Consider the following 15,916-nt stretch of genomic DNA (forward strand, 5'->3'; position numbering starts at 1 on the left):
AGGCGGGCGTTGCGTATGCGGCCGCGGCACTGCGCGCCCGCCTGTCCTGCCACCGTCCTTGCGAGTCCCGGGCCATGCTCGACCGCCGTTCCGTCTCCCTGCTGTCCACCGCGCTGTGCCTGCTCGCGCTTGCGCTGCCGGGCTGCCAGCGCAGCACGTCGTCCACGGCCACCGCCGCGGGCGCCGCGCCGTCCGCGCACGCGGCGGACACCGACGCCACGCCGTTGCCGGGTTCGCCCGCGCTGCAGGCGCAGGCCGCGGCGATCCGCACGCAGCTGCAGGAACAGCTGGCGGCGCAGCGCAAGATCATCGTGCTGCTGGCCGACGAGGCCAAGCAGTCGCCGGCCGAGCGGCAGACCTCCAGCGGCGTCGGCCAGCAGCTGTTCCACGAAGGCCTGGAGCGGCGCGACGCGTTGGCCAAGCAGTTCGATGCGTTGCTGGCGCAGCCGGACGCGCAGCGTTTCGCCGCGGTCGGCGCGCTACTGGACTACGTCGAATCGGCGCCGGACCTGTACGACGCCGACCGCCTGGCGTTCCGCGAGATCCTGGCCGACTGGCAGACGCGCATCGGCAAGGATTCCTCGCTGCCGGCGATCAAGCTGCACCAGCGCATCGGCGAGGATCTGGAAGCGCTGGACGAGATCGAGCGCAGCTACAACCGCGAGATCACCGCGATCTTCAGCCGTTTCGACCGCACCCGCGCGATCGTGCAGAAGCGCGAGAAGTGGGAGGACTACGTCGCGCATCTGGGCACGCTGTACACGCGCGAACGCATCCTGCGCGACTACGGGGTGATCACCCCGTATCCAATGTCGATGAAAGACAGCGACCGCGAGGTGTTCGGCCGCGACCTGCCGCCGAAGACGGTGGTACTGAGCTTCGACGACGGCCCGCATCGCGAGTACACCGACGAGATCGTCGCCATCCTCAAGCGCTACGACGTGCCGGCCACGTTCTTCGAGGTCGGCCGCAACCTGGGCAAGCTCGATGCCGACGGCAAGGTCGAACTGGCGCCGCTGGCCAGCGTCAGCCGCGAGCTGATGGAGCAGGGCTATACGGTCGGCAACCACAGCCTGACCCACGCGCAGCTGTCCAAGGAAACCGGCGCCGCGCTGCGCAGCCAGATCCTGGACACCGACCGCATGCTGCGCGCGGTCGATGCCAAGCGCGCGCCGCTGTTCCGCTTCCCGTACGGCGCGCGCAACGCCGAAGGCATGCAGATCCTCGGCGAAGCCGGGCTGAAGTCGGTGATGTGGAACGTGGACTCGCTGGACTGGGCCGATCCGGTGCCCGAATCGATCGTGCAGCGCGTGCTCGAGCAGGTCGGCCGCGAGCAGCGCGGCATCCTGCTGTTCCACGACATCCACGCACGCACGGTCAAGGCGCTGCCGCAGATCCTGGACCGGCTCAGCGCCGACGGCTACCAGTTCGCCGCCTGGAACGGGCGCGACTTCAGCGTGGCGCGCGCGGCGGCCAACGCCGCGGCGCCGGCGGTGACCAGCGGCTACGACAAGTCGTGGGCGATCGTGATCGGCATCGACGACTACGCGCACTGGCCCAAGCTGCAGTACGCGGCCAACGACGCGCAGGCGATCGCGCAGACGCTGACCGGCAGCTTCGGTTTCCCGTCGTCGCAGGTGATCGTGCTGAAGAACCAGGAGGCCACCCGCAACAACATCCTGGCCGCGTTCCACGACCGCCTGGCGCACGGCGGGGTGGGCAAGAACGACCGCGTGTTCGTGTTCTTCGCCGGGCATGGCGCCACCCGCAAGCTCGCCTCCGGGCGCGACCTGGGCTACATCGTGCCGGCCGACTCGGACCCGGCGCAGTTCGCCACCGACGCGATCCCGATGACCGAGATCCAGGACATCGCCGAGAGCCTGGAAGCCAAGCACGTGCTGTTCGTGATGGACGCCTGCTACAGCGGCCTGGGCCTGACCCGCGGCGGCGGCGGCACCGGCGCCTATCTGCGCGAGAACGCGCGGCGCGTGGCGCGGCAGATGCTCACCGCCGGCGGCGCCGACCAGCAGGTCGCCGACAGCGGCCCCAACGGCCATTCGGTGTTCACCTGGGTGCTGCTGCAGGCGCTGTCGGGCAAGGGCGACCTCAACGGCGACGGCCTGATCACCGGCACCGAACTGGCCGCGTACGTGGCGCCGGCGGTGTCGAGCATCTCGCCGCAGACGCCGGCGTTCGGCAGCCTGCCCGGCTCGCAGGGCGGCGAGTTCGTGCTGCAGGTGCCGGACGGCGACGAGTTCCTGACCGCCAACACCCAGCAGCTATCCTCGGCGGCGATCGCGATGAACGACCGGGTCGCGGCGGCGGTGCCGGCGGTGGCCACGCCCGCCACGGCGACGGCTGCATCGGCCGCGGCACCGGCGGCCAAGCCTACCGTGGTCAAGGACCTGCAGGGCGGCGAGCGGCCGCTGGCGGTGCCGGCCGCCGCCGGGCCGCTGTCCGATCGCCAGCAGGCGCAGCGCGCCAACGACCGCGGCCTGCAGCTGTACAAGGAAAAGCGCTACGACGAGGCCGAGGCGCAGTTCACCGAAGCGCTGAAGCTGCGACCGGACTTCGCGCTGGCGGCCAACAATCTCGGCTTCATCTACTACCGCCAGGGCAAGTACGCACAGGCCGCGCGCTGGCTGGAGAACACGCTGAAGATCGATCCCTCGCGCGCGGTGGCCTACATCAATCTCGGCGATGCGTACCGGCAGATGGGCGATGCGGCCAAGGCCAAACACGCGTTCCAGACCTATCTGGAACTGCAGCCGAGCGGCGCCTCGGCGGCCTACGCGCGCACCCAGCTGCAGACGTTGTAGCCTGCAGCGCCGCCGGAACGTTCTTCGCCATGCCGCACGCCGCCGACACCATCGCCGCCATCGCCACCGCCCCGGGTGCGGGCGGGGTCGGCGTGGTGCGCGTGTCCGGGCGCCTGGCCGCGGCGATCGGCGCCGGTCTCGGCCTGGGTACCTTGCCCGCACGCACGGCGCGCTATGCGCGCTTTCGCGATGCGCAGGGAGAGACGCTCGACGACGGCATCGCGCTGTGGTTCCCGGCGCCGCGCAGCTTCACCGGCGAGGACGTGCTGGAGCTGCAGGCGCACGGCAGCCCGGTGCTGTTGCGGCAACTGGTTGCGCGCTGCTGCGAACTCGGCGCGCGGCCGGCGCGGCCGGGCGAGTTCAGCGAGCGCGCCTTCCTCAACCGCAAGCTGGACCTGGCCCAGGCCGAGGCGATCGCCGACCTGATCGCCGCCGGCGACCTGCGCGCGGCGCGCGCGGCGCGCCGGTCGCTGGACGGCGTGTTCTCGCGCCGCGTCGAAGCCCTGGCCGAGCATCTGGTCCGGCTGCGCATCCACACCGAGGCGGCGATCGATTTCGCCGACGAATCGCTGGACACGCTGGGCGGCGAACAGGTCCGCGCCGGCCTGGAACAGGCACGTGCGGACCTCGTGCAACTGCTGCTGGACGCCGAGCGCGGCCGGCGTCTGCGCGACGGCCTGCACGCGGTGCTGGTGGGGCCGCCGAACGCCGGCAAGAGTTCGCTGCTCAACGCGCTGGCCGGCAGCGAGCGCGCGATCGTCACCGACATCGCTGGCACCACCCGCGACACCTTGCGCGAGACGGTGCGCCTGGATGGCGTGGAACTGACCCTGGTGGACACCGCCGGCCTGCGCGACGGCGGCGATGCGATCGAGCGCGAAGGCATGCGCCGCGCGCGGCTGGAACTGCAGCGCGCCGACCTGGCGCTGATCGTGCTCGATGCGCGCGCTGCGGACGCCGGCCGCGCCGCCATCGCCGAAGCCATCGCCGACGTGCCGCAGCGGCTGTGGATCCACAACAAGAGCGACCTGCTCGAGGCGATACCCCAGGCGACAGCCGACAGCGTGTACGTTTCCGCCGCCACGGGCAGCGGCCTGGCGCAACTGCATGCACACCTGCGTGCGATCGCCGGGCATGCCGCCGGCGACGGCAGCGACGGCGAATTCTCCGCGCGTGCACGCCATGTGGAGGCGCTGCAGCGCGCCGCGGAGCACGCCGCGGCCGCAGCCGCCGAACTGGGCTACGAGCGGCTGGAACTGGCCGCCGAGGAACTGCGCCTGGCGCACGCCGCGCTCGGCGAGATCGTCGGCCATCTCAGTGCCGACGATTTGCTGGGACGGATCTTCTCCAGCTTCTGCATCGGCAAGTAGGGCACGCTCCCCCCTTGCCCGCGGCGCTCAGGGCGCCAGCGCGGCGAGCTGCGCGCGGTTGGCCTGCAGCCACTGTTCGAACGGCTGCGGCGCCTGCCCGGTCAGCGCCTGGTAGTCGCCGGTGACGGTGGCCACGCGGCCGGCGGCGGTGTTGCTGTCGAACGAGGCCAGCACGCGCGCCAGCGGCTCCGGCAGCCCGGCGCCGACCATGCCCTGGACCAGGCCTTCGACCGGGACCGGCACGACCTGGATCGGCCTGCCGAGCGTCTGCGCGACCAACGCGGCGATCTCGGCGGTGCTGTAGGCGCGCGCGCCGCTGAGGGTCAGCGTGCGCCTGGCCTCGCCGCCGCCGGCCAGCGCGACCGCGGCAGCGCGCGCCAGGTCGTCGCGGGCGATATGCGCGATGCGGCCGTCGCCGGCGGCGCTGTACCAATGGCCCGAGGCCAGCACCGACGGCAGGCTCATGAACAGGTTCTCGAAGTACCAGTGGTTGCGCAGCACGGTCCAGCCGGGCAGGGCGCTGGCGGCCAACGCGTCCTCGGTGCCGGCGTGGTCGGCGGCGATCAGCAGCGGCGAATCCTGCGGTTCGGGGCAGGAGGTGTAGACCACATGGCGCACGCCGGCGCGTGCGGCCGCGGCGATCGCCGCCTGGTGTTGGGCGAGGCGATGGCCGGGGCGGTCGATCGCGTCGGTGCTGATCAGCAGCAGGCGTCCCGCGCCCGCAAACGCGGTGTCGAGCGATGCGGGTGCGTCGAAGTCGCCGTGGCGGACCTCGACGCCGCGCGCCGCCCAGGCGCTCAGGGTCTCGGGACGGCGGGTCAGGGCCACGATGCGCGCCGGCGGCAGCTGCAGCGTGTCCAGCAGGTGGGCCAGCACGCGCTGGCCGAACTGGCCGCCGGCGCCGGTGACGAGCAGGGAGTCGGGATGAGTGGACATGGGTTTCCTTGGGGAGTGGCCGGTGCCGGAGCTCGCCAAGCGGCGCTGCCGTGCAACCCGACCGTGGTGGTCTGGAAAAGGAACCAGGTGCATAGTAGGGATCGCCGCAGGGCTGTAAAGACGGCACTTTTCCCGCCCCTGATTACCTCGAGGTAACCGCCATGTCCGCCTCCGCGCCGTTTGCCGCCGTGTCGGCCGCGCCACCGCTGAGCCAGAAGCTGCGCGACTACCGCGGCGAGGGCATGCCGATCGACCGATGCCCGGTGCGCGACGTGCTGGCGCAGATCGGCGACAAGTGGAGCACCCTGTTCCTGTTGCTGCTGGCCGAGCGCCCGCACCGCTTCGGCGAACTGCGCCGCGCGGTGCCGGACATTTCCCAGCGCATGCTGACCCAGACCCTGCGCGACCTGCAGCGCGAAGGCCTGGTCGCGCGCGCGGTGCTGCCGCTGGTGCCGCCGGGCGTGGAATACCGGCTGACCATGCTGGGGCAGTCGCTGGCCGCGCCGCTGGCGCAGCTGGTGCAGTGGGCCGAGGCCAATCACGCCGCGGTGCGCGCGGCGCGCGCCGCGTTCGAAAGCGCACTGGCGGATGCCACGGCCAGCGACAGCCGCCGCCGCGCGTAGCCGGCGCCGCGCCGCGCACGGCGGCGCAAGACCGCGCCAATTTCCAATACCTCCGCCGCGCGCTCGCGCAGCATGCCGTTGCCGGCGCATCGCGTGCCGGTTGCCAGCGCCGTTGCCGCGGCGCCGGCCTTCGTGCAGCCGAGGAAGTCCGTATGCGTTCGAAAATCGCCGCCGCCCTGCTGTCGTCGAGCCTGCTGTCGCTCGGCGCGTTCGCCGCGATGGCCGCGCACTCGCCGTCGGCGGCCGTGCGCTCCGCCGCCACGCCGCCGGTCGCGGTCGCCCCGCAGTACGACACCACCCACGTCTACGTCGCGCCGGCCGATGTGGACCGCTTCGTCGCCAGCTTCCTGGCCACCTTCGGTGGCACCAGCACGCGCCAGGTGGTGGCGACGGTGACGCCGACGCCGAGCAGCACCACCTCGCAGCTGCTGCAGACCCCGGTCGGCACGGTCTCGCTGTTCGGCTTCACCACGCCGGTCCCGCATCCGTTCGGCGCCGAGCGCAACGGCCTGCTGGTGCGCGACCTGGACCAGGCGGTGGCCGCGGCGCGCGCCGCCGGTGCCGACGTGCTGGTCGCGCCGTTCCCCGACCCGATCGGCCGCGATGCGGTGGTGCAATGGCCGGGTGGGGTCAACACACAGCTGTACTGGCATACCACCGCGCCGTCGTACGCGGCGTTCCGCACGCTGCCGGAGAACCGTGTGTATCTGTCGCCGGACCGCGCCGACGCCTTCGTGCGCAGCTTCCTCGCCTTCTCCCACGGCAAGCTCGTGGACGATGCGCGGCAGGCGCCGGGACAGGAGATCGGCCGCCCCGGCGAACACTACCGGCGCATCCGCCTGCTCTCGGATTTCGGCAAGACCACGGTGGCGGTCAGCGACGGTCACCTGCCGTATCCGTACGGCCGCGACACCACCGGTTACGAAGTCGAGGACCTGCAGCAGACCCTGGACAAGGCCAAGGCGGCCGGCGTGCGGGTGCTGGTGGCGCCGTTCGCCGCGCAGGACCGGCGCAGCGCGGTGGTGGAATTCCCGGGCGGTTACGTCGCCGAGATCCATAGCCCGCTGGCGCATTGAGCGGGGACGTGCACGGCGCCCGGCGCATGCGGCACGGTGCGTTGCTGGCGCTGGCCGGCACGATCGCGATCGCGGCGCCGGTGCGCGCCGAGGAACAAGCGCCGCAGCCGGACGCGCCGGCGACGCGGCCGCGGCCGAGTACCAACCGCTGGCAGGAAGACTGGTTGGCGCTGGCCGATCCGGCCCTGCGGCAAACGCCGCTGGACCGCTTGAAGTACCTGCCGTTGGCTGCCGACGACACGCAACGCTACCTGTCGCTGGGCGCCAACCTGCGCGAGCGTTTCGAGTCGAACGACGCGCCCGGCCTGGGCACCGGCGACGCGGCCGATGCCTACCTGCTGCAGCGGCTGCAGCTGCACGCCGATCTGCGCCTGGGCAGCGACTGGCAGGCGTTCGCGCAACTCGAGGACGTACGCGCCTATGCCAAGCGCGTGCATTCCGGCGCGGACCAGAACCGGCTCGACCTGCGCCTGGCCTTCGTCGCCTACCAGCATGCCTTCGCCGCCGGTACCTTCAAGGCGCGCGTGGGGCGGCAGGATTTCGCCTTCGACCTGCAACGCTTCGTGTCTTCGCGCGATGGCCCCAACGTGCGGCAGTCGTTCGATGCGGTGTGGGCCGACTGGGAAACCGCGCGCTGGCGCGTGCTCGGGTTCGTCAGCCAGCCGGTGCAGTACGCCGATGCGCGCGCCTTCGACGACAGCTCCAGCCGCCGCGTGCGCTTCGGCACGCTGCGCGCCGAGCGCAAAGTGCTCGGCGACAACGAACTGTCCGTCTACTACGCGCTGTACTCGCGCGATCAGGCGCACTACCTGGATGGCAGCGGCCGCGAGCGCCGCCATGTGCTCGACCTGCGTTTCGCCGGCGCCGCCAGCGGCGCGGACTGGGACCTGGAAACGATGGCGCAGCGCGGCAGCGTCGGCCAGCAAGCGATCCGTGCCTGGGCGGTCGGCGCGCGTGCCGGCTACACGTGGCAGCGGCCCGCCACGCAGCCACGCCTGGGTCTGCAACTGGATGCCGCCTCCGGCGACGCGCACGCCGGCGACGGCCGCGTGGGCACGTTCAATCCGCTGTTCCCGAACGGCTACTACTTCGCGCTCGCCGGCTACACCGGCTACAGCAATCTGCTGCACTTCAAGCCGTCGCTGCAGTGGCAGGCCGCGCCGGCGCTGACCGCGACCCTGGGCGTGGGCCTGCTGTGGCGGCAGAGCACCGCCGATGCCGTGTACCTGCAGCCCACTGTGCCGGTGGCCGGCAGCGCCGGCCATGGCGGACGCTGGACCGGCCGCTACACCCAGCTGCGGCTGCAGCGTCCGTTGTCGCCGCAACTCACCGCAGCGCTGGAAGCGGTGCGCTACGACGTCGGCCGCGCGCTGCGCCAGGCCGGCGCGCGCGACAGCGACTATGTCGGCGTGGAACTGCGCTGGGCCTGGTAGGCGTCCGCTGGACGCCGCCGCCCTGCACTTGGCGCACAACGCGACACGAATCTCCAAGACGCCGCCGCCATCGCGCGCCAGCATCGCGCTTTCCCCCGCATACCAGGATGTCGCCATGCCGCTCGCCGCTCTGCCCGTTCCGGGCGCCACGTTGCTCACGCCGGGCGACCACACCCTGATCATGATCGACTTCCAGTCGCAGATGGCCTTCGCCACGCACTCGATCGACGCAGGCGCGCTGCGCACCAACGCCGCCTTGGTGGCCAACGCCGCGGCCAGCTTCGGCGTGCCGACGATCCTGACCACGGTGGCGGAAAAGAGCTTCTCCGGGCCGATGTTCGACGAAGTGGTCGCGCCGTTCCCGGGCCAGGCGCTGCTCGACCGCACGTCGATGAACACCTGGGAAGACGCGGCGGTGATCCAGCGGGTCAACGAGATCGGCAAGCCGCGAATCGTGCTGGCGGGGTTGTGGACCAGTGTGTGCATCGTCGGCCCGGCGCTGTCGGCGCTGGATCAGGGCTTCGAGGTTTACGTGATCGCCGATGCCTGCGGCGACGTCTCGGCCGAGGCGCACAACCGCGCCATCGAGCGCATCGTGCAGGCCGGCGGCCGGCCGATGACCGCGCTGCAATACCTGCTGGAACTGCAGCGCGACTGGGCGCGCACCGACACCTACGCCACCACCACCGAGGTGGCGCGCAAGTACGGCGGCGCCTACGGCCTGGGCATCGTCTATGCCCGGACCATGTTCGGTGCCCACGAAGGCTGAGCGGAGCGCGCCGATGAAGACCTATCTGGTATCGCTGGGCCTGGGCCTGCTGGTCGGCGTGATCTACGCGCTGTTCAAGGTGCGTTCGCCGGCGCCGCCGGTGATCGCGCTGGTCGGCCTGCTCGGCATCCTGCTGGGCGAGCAGTTGCCGCCGCTGGTGCAGCGGCTGCTGCGCAGCGACGCCCACCCGACCTCGTGGTTCCACCACCAGGTCAAGCCGCACGTGTTCGGCGAACTGCCGCAGCGCACGCAAGCGCCGGCGCAACCGGAACGGGGAGAGCACGACAATGGCTGAGCCGCATGCGACCGACGCCGCGCCGGACCTGATCTTGTACCGCGGCCGCTTCACCACCCTGGACCGCGCGCGTCCCAGTGCCACGGCGGTGGCGATCCAGGACGGCCGCTTCCTGCAGGTCGGCAGCGACGAGGAGATCCTGCCGTTGGCCGGCACGCACACCCGGCGCATCGACCTGCAGGGCCGCTGCGTGCTGCCGGGCCTGATCGACAACCACCTGCACCTGATCCGCGGCGGCCTCAACTACAACCTGGAACTGCGCTGGGACGGCGTGCGCAGCCTCGCCGACGCGATGGACATGCTGCGCCGGCAGGTGGCGATCACCCCGGCGCCGCAGTGGGTGCGCGTGGTCGGTGGCTTCAGCGAGCACCAGTTCGCCGAGAAGCGCTTGCCGACCATCGCCGAACTCAATGCGGTGGCGCCGGACACGCCGGTGTTCCTGCTGCACCTGTACGACCGCGCGCTGCTCAACGGTGCCGCGCTGCGCGCGGTGGGCTACGGCAAGGACACGCCGGCGCCGCCGGGCGGGGAGATCGTGCGCGACGCCGAGGGCAACCCGAGCGGACTGCTGCTGGCCAAGCCGAACGCGTCGATCCTGTACGCGACGCTGGCCAAGGGCCCGAAGCTGCCCTACGACTACCAGGTCAATTCGACCCGGCAATTCATGCGCGAACTGAACCGGCTCGGCGTCACCGGCGCGATCGATGCCGGCGGCGGTTTCCAGAACTACCCGGACGACTACAAGGTGATCCAGGAACTGGCCGACGCCGGCCAGCTCACCATCCGCCTGGCCTACAACCTGTTCACCCAGAAGCCGCAGCAGGAGAAGGAAGACTTCCTCCACTGGACCGCCAGCTCGCGCTACCAGCAGGGCGACGACTACTTCCGCCACAACGGCGCCGGCGAGATGCTGGTGTTCTCCGCCGCCGACTTCGAGGACTTCCGCCAGCCGCGGCCGGACATGCCGCCGCAGATGGAGACCGAGCTGGAAGACGTGGTGCGGATCCTGGCGCAGAACCGCTGGCCGTGGCGCCTGCATGCGACCTACGACGAGACCATCAGCCGCGCGCTGGACGTGTTCGAACGCGTGGACCGCGAGATCCCGCTGCAGGGGCTGCACTGGTTCTTCGACCATGCCGAAACCATTTCCGAAAAATCCATCGACCGCATCGCCGCGCTCGGCGGCGGCATCGCCGTGCAGCACCGCATGGCCTACCAGGGCGAGTATTTCGTCGAGCGCTACGGCATCGGCGCGGCGCAGGCCACGCCGCCGGTCAAGCGCATGCTGGAGAAAGGGGTCAAGGTCTCGGCCGGCACCGACGCCACCCGCGTGGCCTCCTACAACCCGTGGGTGTCGCTGGCGTGGCTGGTGACCGGGCGCACCGTCGGCGGCCTGCGCCTGTATCCGCAGCGCAATTGCGTGGACCGCGAGACCGCGTTGCGGATGTGGACCGAACACGTCACCTGGTTCAGCAACGAGGAAGGCAAGAAGGGCCGCATCCAGGCCGGCCAGTTCGCCGATCTGGTGGTGCCGGACCGCGACTTCTTCGGCTGCGCGGAAAGCGACATCGCCGATACCACCGCGCTACTGACCATGGTCGGCGGCAAGGTAGTGTGGGCCAGCGGCGCGTTCGCCGAACACGACGAAGCGCCGCCGCCGCCGGCGCTGCCGGACTGGTCGCCGGCGCGCAGCTTCCGCGGCTACGGCGCCTGGGGCGAGGCGCCGCCGGCGGCACTGTCGCAACGGATCGCGGCCAGTTGCGGCTGCGCCCACGACTGCACGATCCATGGGCACCAGCACGCCACCGCGTGGAGCAGCCAGTTGCCGATCGCCGACCTGAAGAGCTTCTGGGGCGCGCTGGGCTGCGCGTGCTGGGCGGTATGAGCCGGATGCGTACGACGCGCGCGATCTGCACGCAGGCCGGCAGCGGTGCGCTTGGCGTGCCGCGCGCCGCCGGCATCGCGCGGAGCGTGCGCCATGCGTGAGGCGACCCGCTCGGTCGGCACGCGCCTCACCCCGGCATGGCTGCGCTGGCTGGCGCTGCTCGGCCTGTGCGCGGCCTATCTGCAGGGCGGGCTGGTCAAGGCCTTCGCCTTCGACGGCGCAGTGGCGGAAATGGTGCACTTCGGCATGGCGCCGGCCGCGCCGCTGGCGGCGGCGGTGATCGTGCTGGAACTGGGCGCGTCGCTGCTGATCCTGAGCGGCGCGTATCGTTGGCTGGGCGCCATGGCGCTGGCCGGCTTCACCCTGGTGGCCGCGTGCGTGGCCAACCGCTACTGGGAGATGAGCGGCATGCAACGCTTTGCGGCGATGAACGCGTTCTACGAACACCTGGGCCTGGTCGGCGGCTTCGTGCTGGTGGCCTGGCACGACCTGCGCGAGCGCGCGCATGGCTGAGTCCACCGCACCCGCGCCGGCGACCGGCAGCTTCGCCCCGCTGCGGCATCGCGTGTTCGCGGTGCTGTGGGCGGCCACCGTGCTCGGCAACGTCGGCAGCTTCATGCGCGACGTCGCCAGTTCCTGGCTGGTCACCGACCTGTCCGACAATCCTGCCGCGGTGGCGCTGATGCAGACCGCGGCGACGCTGCCGGTGTTCCTGCTGGCGATCCCGGCCGGCGTGTTGTCGGACATCCTCGACCGGCGCCGCTTCCTGATCTGCGTGCAGCTGCTGCTGGCCAGCGTCAGCGCCAGCCTGCTGCTGCTGTCCAAGACCGGCGCGCTCACGGTCGAATACCTGGTCGCGCTGACTTTCGTCGGCGGCATCGGCAGCGCGCTGATGGGGCCGACCTGGCAGGCGATCGTGCCGGAGCTGGTGCCGCGCGCCGACCTGAAGAACGCGGTGGCGCTGAACTCGCTGGGCATCAACATCGCGCGCGCGCTGGGCCCGGCCGGCGGCGGCCTGCTGCTGGCCAGCCTGGGCGCGGCCGCCGCCTACGCCAGCGACGTGCTCAGCTACGTGTTCGTGGTCGCTGCGCTGCTGTGGTGGCCGCGCGCCAAGGTCGCCGACAGCGGCCTGTCCGAGCAGTTCTTCGGCGCCTTTCGTGCCGGCCTGCGCTATGCCCGCGCCAGCCGCGAGTTGCACGTGGTGCTGCTGCGCGCGGCGGTGTTCTTCGTGTTCGCCAGTTCGGTGTGGGCGCTGCTGCCGCTGGTGGCGCGGCGCATGCTCGGCGGCAGCGCCGGGTTCTACGGCGTGCTGCTCGGTGCGGTCGGGGTCGGCGCGATCCTCGGCGCGATCGTGCTGCCGCAGTTGCGCAAGCGCCTGGACGCCGATGGCCTGGTGCTGCTGGCCGCGGTGCTGACCGCGGCGGTGATGGCGGCGCTGGCGGCCACGCCGTCGCAGACGGTCGCCGTGCTGTTGTTGCTGGTGCTCGGCGTCGGCTGGATCGTGGCGCTGACCACGCTGAACGGCGTGGCGCAGGCGGTGCTGCCGAACTGGGTGCGCGGCCGCGGCCTGGCGGTGTACCTGACCGTGTTCAACGGCGCCATGGCCGGCGGCAGCCTGGGCTGGGGGTTGATCGCCGCGCAGCTCGGCATCGCCGCCACGCTGCTGCTCGGCGCCGGCGCGCTGCTGCTGGTCGCGCTGGTGTTCCATCGCCTGCGCCTGCCCAAGGGCGAGGCCGACCTGCAGCCATCCAACCACTGGCCCGAGCCCTTGCTCAACGCACCGGTGGCGCACGACCGCGGCCCGGTGATGGTGCAGATCGAATACCGCGTGCGTGCTTCCGACCGGCCGCCGTTCCTGCATGCCTTGCGCGAGCTGTCGCAGGAGCGGCGCCGCGACGGCGCCTACGCCTGGGGCATCACCGAGCACAGCAACGAGCCGGAGCGGGTGATGGAATGGTTCCTGGTCGAATCCTGGGCCGAGCATCTGCGCCAGCATCAGCGCGTCTCGCATGCCGACGCCGACCTGCAGGACGCCGCGCTGCGCTACCACATCGGCCCGGAGCGGCCGGTGGTGCACCATTTTTTGGCGCTGGATCTGCACCAGGCGCCGCCGCCGCCTGCCGATGGGCGTGGCGGCTAGCGTGTTTTCAGCGCGGGGTTCCACGCTTGGCGAAGTGGAAGGAGCAGACGTGGCGGGGAGGAAGGGCTTCAGTTGCGATGGCGTGTCGGTACCGCCCGTCGCGACTGAAGTCGCTCCCACAGGTGTTGTCCGCGATACGACCGGATGCGCAGACAAACAGACCCGCTGCTTCAGCATGCCCGTGCGTTAGCCGATGCAGCAACGCCATAACGCCATAGCGCCACCGTAGGAGCGACTTCAGTCGCGACGAACGAAGTCATCGGCACGGCTGTCGAGTGGACGCATCGGCGCCGATGTCGCGGCGGCATATCCAGCGCTCACATCGCTGGTCATGAAAGACCAGCGTCGACGGCAGTGCGTAGACCAGAAGCCCGCACCGTCGCCTACTCCACCTCGGCCACGCTCGCGCTATAGGTCGCGCCATCGCGGCGCACCCGCACCGCGCCGCCGAACACCGCCGACAACGGCGCATCGGCCAACAGTTCCTCGCGCGTGCCGTCGGCATACACATGGCCGCCGCGCAGCAGGATCACCCGCTCGATCTCCGGCACGATCTCCTCGATGTGGTGGGTCACCAGCACCAGGGTGATGCCCTGGCGGGCGAGGTCGCGCATCGTCGCCAGCAGGTGCTGGCGCGCGATCAGGTCCAGCCCGGTGCTGGGTTCGTCCAGCAGCAGCGCCTGCGGCCGGTTGACCAGCGCCCGCGCGATCAGCACGCGCCGGGTCTCGCCGGCCGACAGTTCCGCATACGGCCGCTGCAGCAGCGGCAACGCATGCGCCAGCTGCAGCGCCTCGCGCGCGCGATCGCGCATGGTCTGGGTCACTTCGCGATGCGGCGGCACCACGTAGCTGGCGAAGAAGCCCGACAGCACTGCGCTCTCCACGTCCAGCCCGGGCATGTCGGCGAGATTGACGCTGAGGTCGCCGGTGACGATGCCCAGCTGGCTGCGCAGCCGGTCCACCTGCCAGCGGCTCTGTCCCAGCACCCGTACCGGCGCGGCTTCGCCGGCGCGCGCCAGCGGATACAGCTCGCGCGTGATCAGCTTGATGAACGAGGACTTGCCGCAGCCGTTCGGGCCGAGCAGCGCGGTGTGCTGGCCGAGCTCGATGCGCAGGCTCAGCTCGTGCAGCACGCGCACCTGGCCGCGCACCACGCTGGCGCGGTCCAGTTCGATCAGCGGCGCGGCGGCCGGCATGGGAGTTGCATCGGGGAGGGGGGCGGACATGGAAGTGAAACCGTTCTGTGATCAAGAGCGCGCAGCGGCTGAATACCGTACGCAGGCGATGGGTGAAGTTTGCCGCCACTGGCCCCATCATGTCTCCTATACCAACCTGGCGCACGCCTTCACCGGCCTGGAGTTCTGGCAATGTCCGACGCGATCCTCGATTTCCTCAGCACCGGCCTGCTCGACGTCGGCTGGTGGGGCATGCTGGCGGTGCTGCTGGTGTTCACCCAGCTGACCATCTTCGCGGTGACCCTGTACCTGCACCGCAGCCAGGCGCACCGCGGCGTCGATTTCCATCCGCTGCTGTCGCACTTCTTCCGCTTCTGGACCTGGTTCACCACCTCGATGATCACCAAGGAGTGGGTGGCGATCCATCGCAAGCACCACGCCAAGGTGGAAACCGACGAGGATCCGCACAGCCCGCAGACCAAGGGCATCGGCCGCGTGTTCTGGCGCGGCGTGGAGCTGTACCGCGAAGCGCGCGCCATGCGCGGCGACATCGAGCAGTACGGCAAGGGCGCCCCGGACGACTGGATCGAGCGCCGCCTGTACACCGCGCACGCGAACTGGGGGCCCATCGCCCTGTTCGCCTTCAACTTCCTGCTGTTCGGCCTGCCCGGCATCGCCCTGTGGGCGTTGCAGATGGCCTGGATCCCGTTCTGGGCGGCCGGCGTGGTCAACGGCCTCGGCCACTGGTGGGGCTACCGCAACTTCGAATCGGCCGACACCTCGACCAACCTGACCCCGTGGGCGCTGTGGATCGGCGGCGAAGAACTGCACAACAACCACCACGCGTTCCCGAGTTCGGCGCGCTTCTCGATGCGGCGCTGGGAACTGGACATCGGCTGGGTCGCGATCCGCGCGCTGGCCGCATTGCGCCTGGCCAAGATCCTGCGCGTGGCGCCGACCCTGGACGTGCGCCCGAACATCGCCGTGCCCGATGCCGACACCCTGCGCGCGCTGCTTTCGCACCGTTTCCAGGCGATGACCGACTACCAGCGCAACGTCTTCACCCCGGCGCTGAAGGAAGAGGCCGCGCAGGCCGGCGCCAAGCTGCGCCAACTGCTGCCGCGGCGCCTGCGCAAGGGTTTGGTCGACGACGGCCGCTGGCTCAAGCCGGACGCGCGCGAACAGCTGCAGCACTGGGTCGCGCAGCGCCCGCGCATGCGCACCCTGGTCGAGCACCGCGCACGCCTGGCCGCCCTGCTGGAAGCGCGCAGCCACGACGCCAGCGAACGCCTGAAGCAACTGCAGGCCTGGTGCCACGACGCCGAGGCCAGCGGCATCGCCGCGTTGCAGGCGTATGCGGCGCGGTTGAAGGGCTACGCGTTGGCATGAGGCGCG

Annotated in this window: 13 protein-coding genes; 11 read left to right on the top strand and 2 right to left on the bottom strand. The window is 71.1% G+C overall.

The genetic code is table 11. The features are described from left to right. Positions 1-74 precede the first annotated feature (74 nt). Together JR064_RS14605 and mnmE are read left to right on the top strand one after the other, a co-directional pair. On the top strand, positions 75-2,819 hold the full coding sequence (locus tag JR064_RS14605) for a polysaccharide deacetylase family protein (RefSeq protein ID WP_206230196.1): 2,745 nt from the start codon (positions 75-77) through the stop codon (positions 2,817-2,819). 29 nt (positions 2,820-2,848) lie between these two features. Then, the gene (gene mnmE / locus JR064_RS14610; protein ID WP_206230197.1) at positions 2,849-4,189 is read left to right on the top strand and encodes a tRNA uridine-5-carboxymethylaminomethyl(34) synthesis GTPase MnmE; all 1,341 of its coding nucleotides are present in this window, start codon (positions 2,849-2,851) and stop codon (positions 4,187-4,189) included. Between the two features lie 27 nt (positions 4,190-4,216). On the opposite strand, the gene JR064_RS14615 is transcribed toward mnmE, so the two are convergent. Beyond that, a complete protein-coding gene (locus JR064_RS14615; protein ID WP_206230198.1) occupies positions 4,217-5,125 on the bottom strand; it encodes an SDR family oxidoreductase in 909 nt (302 codons plus the stop codon). A gap of 161 nt (positions 5,126-5,286) precedes the next feature. Between JR064_RS14615 and JR064_RS14620 the strand changes: the two genes are divergently transcribed. The 8 genes from JR064_RS14620 to JR064_RS14655 all read left to right on the top strand — a co-directional run bounded on the left by JR064_RS14620 (position 5,287) and on the right by JR064_RS14655 (position 13,346). Further along, a complete protein-coding gene (locus JR064_RS14620; RefSeq protein WP_206230199.1) occupies positions 5,287-5,748 on the top strand; it encodes a winged helix-turn-helix transcriptional regulator in 462 nt (153 codons plus the stop codon). 152 nt (positions 5,749-5,900) lie between these two features. Then, complete coding sequence (locus tag JR064_RS14625; protein WP_179570229.1) at positions 5,901-6,824, top strand: VOC family protein; 924 nt, start codon at positions 5,901-5,903, stop codon at positions 6,822-6,824. Between the two features lie 26 nt (positions 6,825-6,850). Further along, complete coding sequence (locus JR064_RS14630; RefSeq protein ID WP_206230200.1) at positions 6,851-8,257, top strand: alginate export family protein; 1,407 nt, start codon at positions 6,851-6,853, stop codon at positions 8,255-8,257. Between the two features lie 115 nt (positions 8,258-8,372). Then, a complete protein-coding gene (locus tag JR064_RS14635) occupies positions 8,373-9,026 on the top strand; it encodes an isochorismatase family protein (RefSeq protein WP_206230201.1) in 654 nt (217 codons plus the stop codon). Between the two features lie 13 nt (positions 9,027-9,039). After that, entirely contained in the window at positions 9,040-9,321 is a 282-nt protein-coding gene (locus tag JR064_RS14640) for a DUF1427 family protein (RefSeq protein ID WP_179570223.1), read from the top strand. Continuing rightward, on the top strand, positions 9,314-11,206 hold the full coding sequence (locus JR064_RS14645) for an amidohydrolase (protein ID WP_206230202.1): 1,893 nt from the start codon (positions 9,314-9,316) through the stop codon (positions 11,204-11,206). The genes JR064_RS14640 and JR064_RS14645 overlap by 8 nt, the downstream gene beginning before the upstream one ends. Before the next feature lie 93 nt (positions 11,207-11,299). Further along, on the top strand, positions 11,300-11,719 hold the full coding sequence (locus tag JR064_RS14650) for a DoxX family protein (protein ID WP_206230203.1): 420 nt from the start codon (positions 11,300-11,302) through the stop codon (positions 11,717-11,719). Then, on the top strand, positions 11,712-13,346 hold the full coding sequence (locus tag JR064_RS14655; RefSeq protein WP_206230204.1) for an MFS transporter: 1,635 nt from the start codon (positions 11,712-11,714) through the stop codon (positions 13,344-13,346). Before JR064_RS14650 ends, JR064_RS14655 begins: the two co-directional genes overlap by 8 nt. Before the next feature lie 383 nt (positions 13,347-13,729). Here JR064_RS14655 and JR064_RS14660 read toward each other — a convergent pair whose 3' ends face one another. Next, positions 13,730-14,572: an ABC transporter ATP-binding protein gene (locus tag JR064_RS14660; protein ID WP_206230205.1), complete on the bottom strand. Its 843-nt coding sequence runs from the start codon at positions 14,570-14,572 to the stop codon at positions 13,730-13,732. Between the two features lie 141 nt (positions 14,573-14,713). On the opposite strand from JR064_RS14660, the gene JR064_RS14665 reads away from it, so the two are divergent. Then, positions 14,714-15,910 (top strand): DesA family fatty acid desaturase, encoded by a 1,197-nt coding sequence (locus tag JR064_RS14665; RefSeq protein WP_206230206.1) that lies wholly within the window; start codon positions 14,714-14,716, stop codon positions 15,908-15,910. Positions 15,911-15,916: the final 6 nt, after the last annotated feature.

It is taken from the genome of Xanthomonas bonasiae, assembly GCF_017163705.1.
Taxonomy (GTDB): domain Bacteria; phylum Pseudomonadota; class Gammaproteobacteria; order Xanthomonadales; family Xanthomonadaceae; genus Xanthomonas_A; species Xanthomonas_A bonasiae.

Coding starts and splice junctions, on each gene's coding strand:
- JR064_RS14605 (WP_206230196.1), top strand. CDS start 75: ATGCTCGACCGCCGTTCCGTCTCCCTGCTGTCCACCGCGCTGTGCCTG.
- mnmE (WP_206230197.1), top strand. CDS start 2,849: ATGCCGCACGCCGCCGACACCATCGCCGCCATCGCCACCGCCCCGGGT.
- JR064_RS14615 (WP_206230198.1), bottom strand. CDS start 5,125: ATGTCCACTCATCCCGACTCCCTGCTCGTCACCGGCGCCGGCGGCCAG.
- JR064_RS14620 (WP_206230199.1), top strand. CDS start 5,287: ATGTCCGCCTCCGCGCCGTTTGCCGCCGTGTCGGCCGCGCCACCGCTG.
- JR064_RS14625 (WP_179570229.1), top strand. CDS start 5,901: ATGCGTTCGAAAATCGCCGCCGCCCTGCTGTCGTCGAGCCTGCTGTCG.
- JR064_RS14630 (WP_206230200.1), top strand. CDS start 6,851: ATGCGGCACGGTGCGTTGCTGGCGCTGGCCGGCACGATCGCGATCGCG.
- JR064_RS14635 (WP_206230201.1), top strand. CDS start 8,373: ATGCCGCTCGCCGCTCTGCCCGTTCCGGGCGCCACGTTGCTCACGCCG.
- JR064_RS14640 (WP_179570223.1), top strand. CDS start 9,040: ATGAAGACCTATCTGGTATCGCTGGGCCTGGGCCTGCTGGTCGGCGTG.
- JR064_RS14645 (WP_206230202.1), top strand. CDS start 9,314: ATGGCTGAGCCGCATGCGACCGACGCCGCGCCGGACCTGATCTTGTAC.
- JR064_RS14650 (WP_206230203.1), top strand. CDS start 11,300: ATGCGTGAGGCGACCCGCTCGGTCGGCACGCGCCTCACCCCGGCATGG.
- JR064_RS14655 (WP_206230204.1), top strand. CDS start 11,712: ATGGCTGAGTCCACCGCACCCGCGCCGGCGACCGGCAGCTTCGCCCCG.
- JR064_RS14660 (WP_206230205.1), bottom strand. CDS start 14,572: ATGTCCGCCCCCCTCCCCGATGCAACTCCCATGCCGGCCGCCGCGCCG.
- JR064_RS14665 (WP_206230206.1), top strand. CDS start 14,714: ATGTCCGACGCGATCCTCGATTTCCTCAGCACCGGCCTGCTCGACGTC.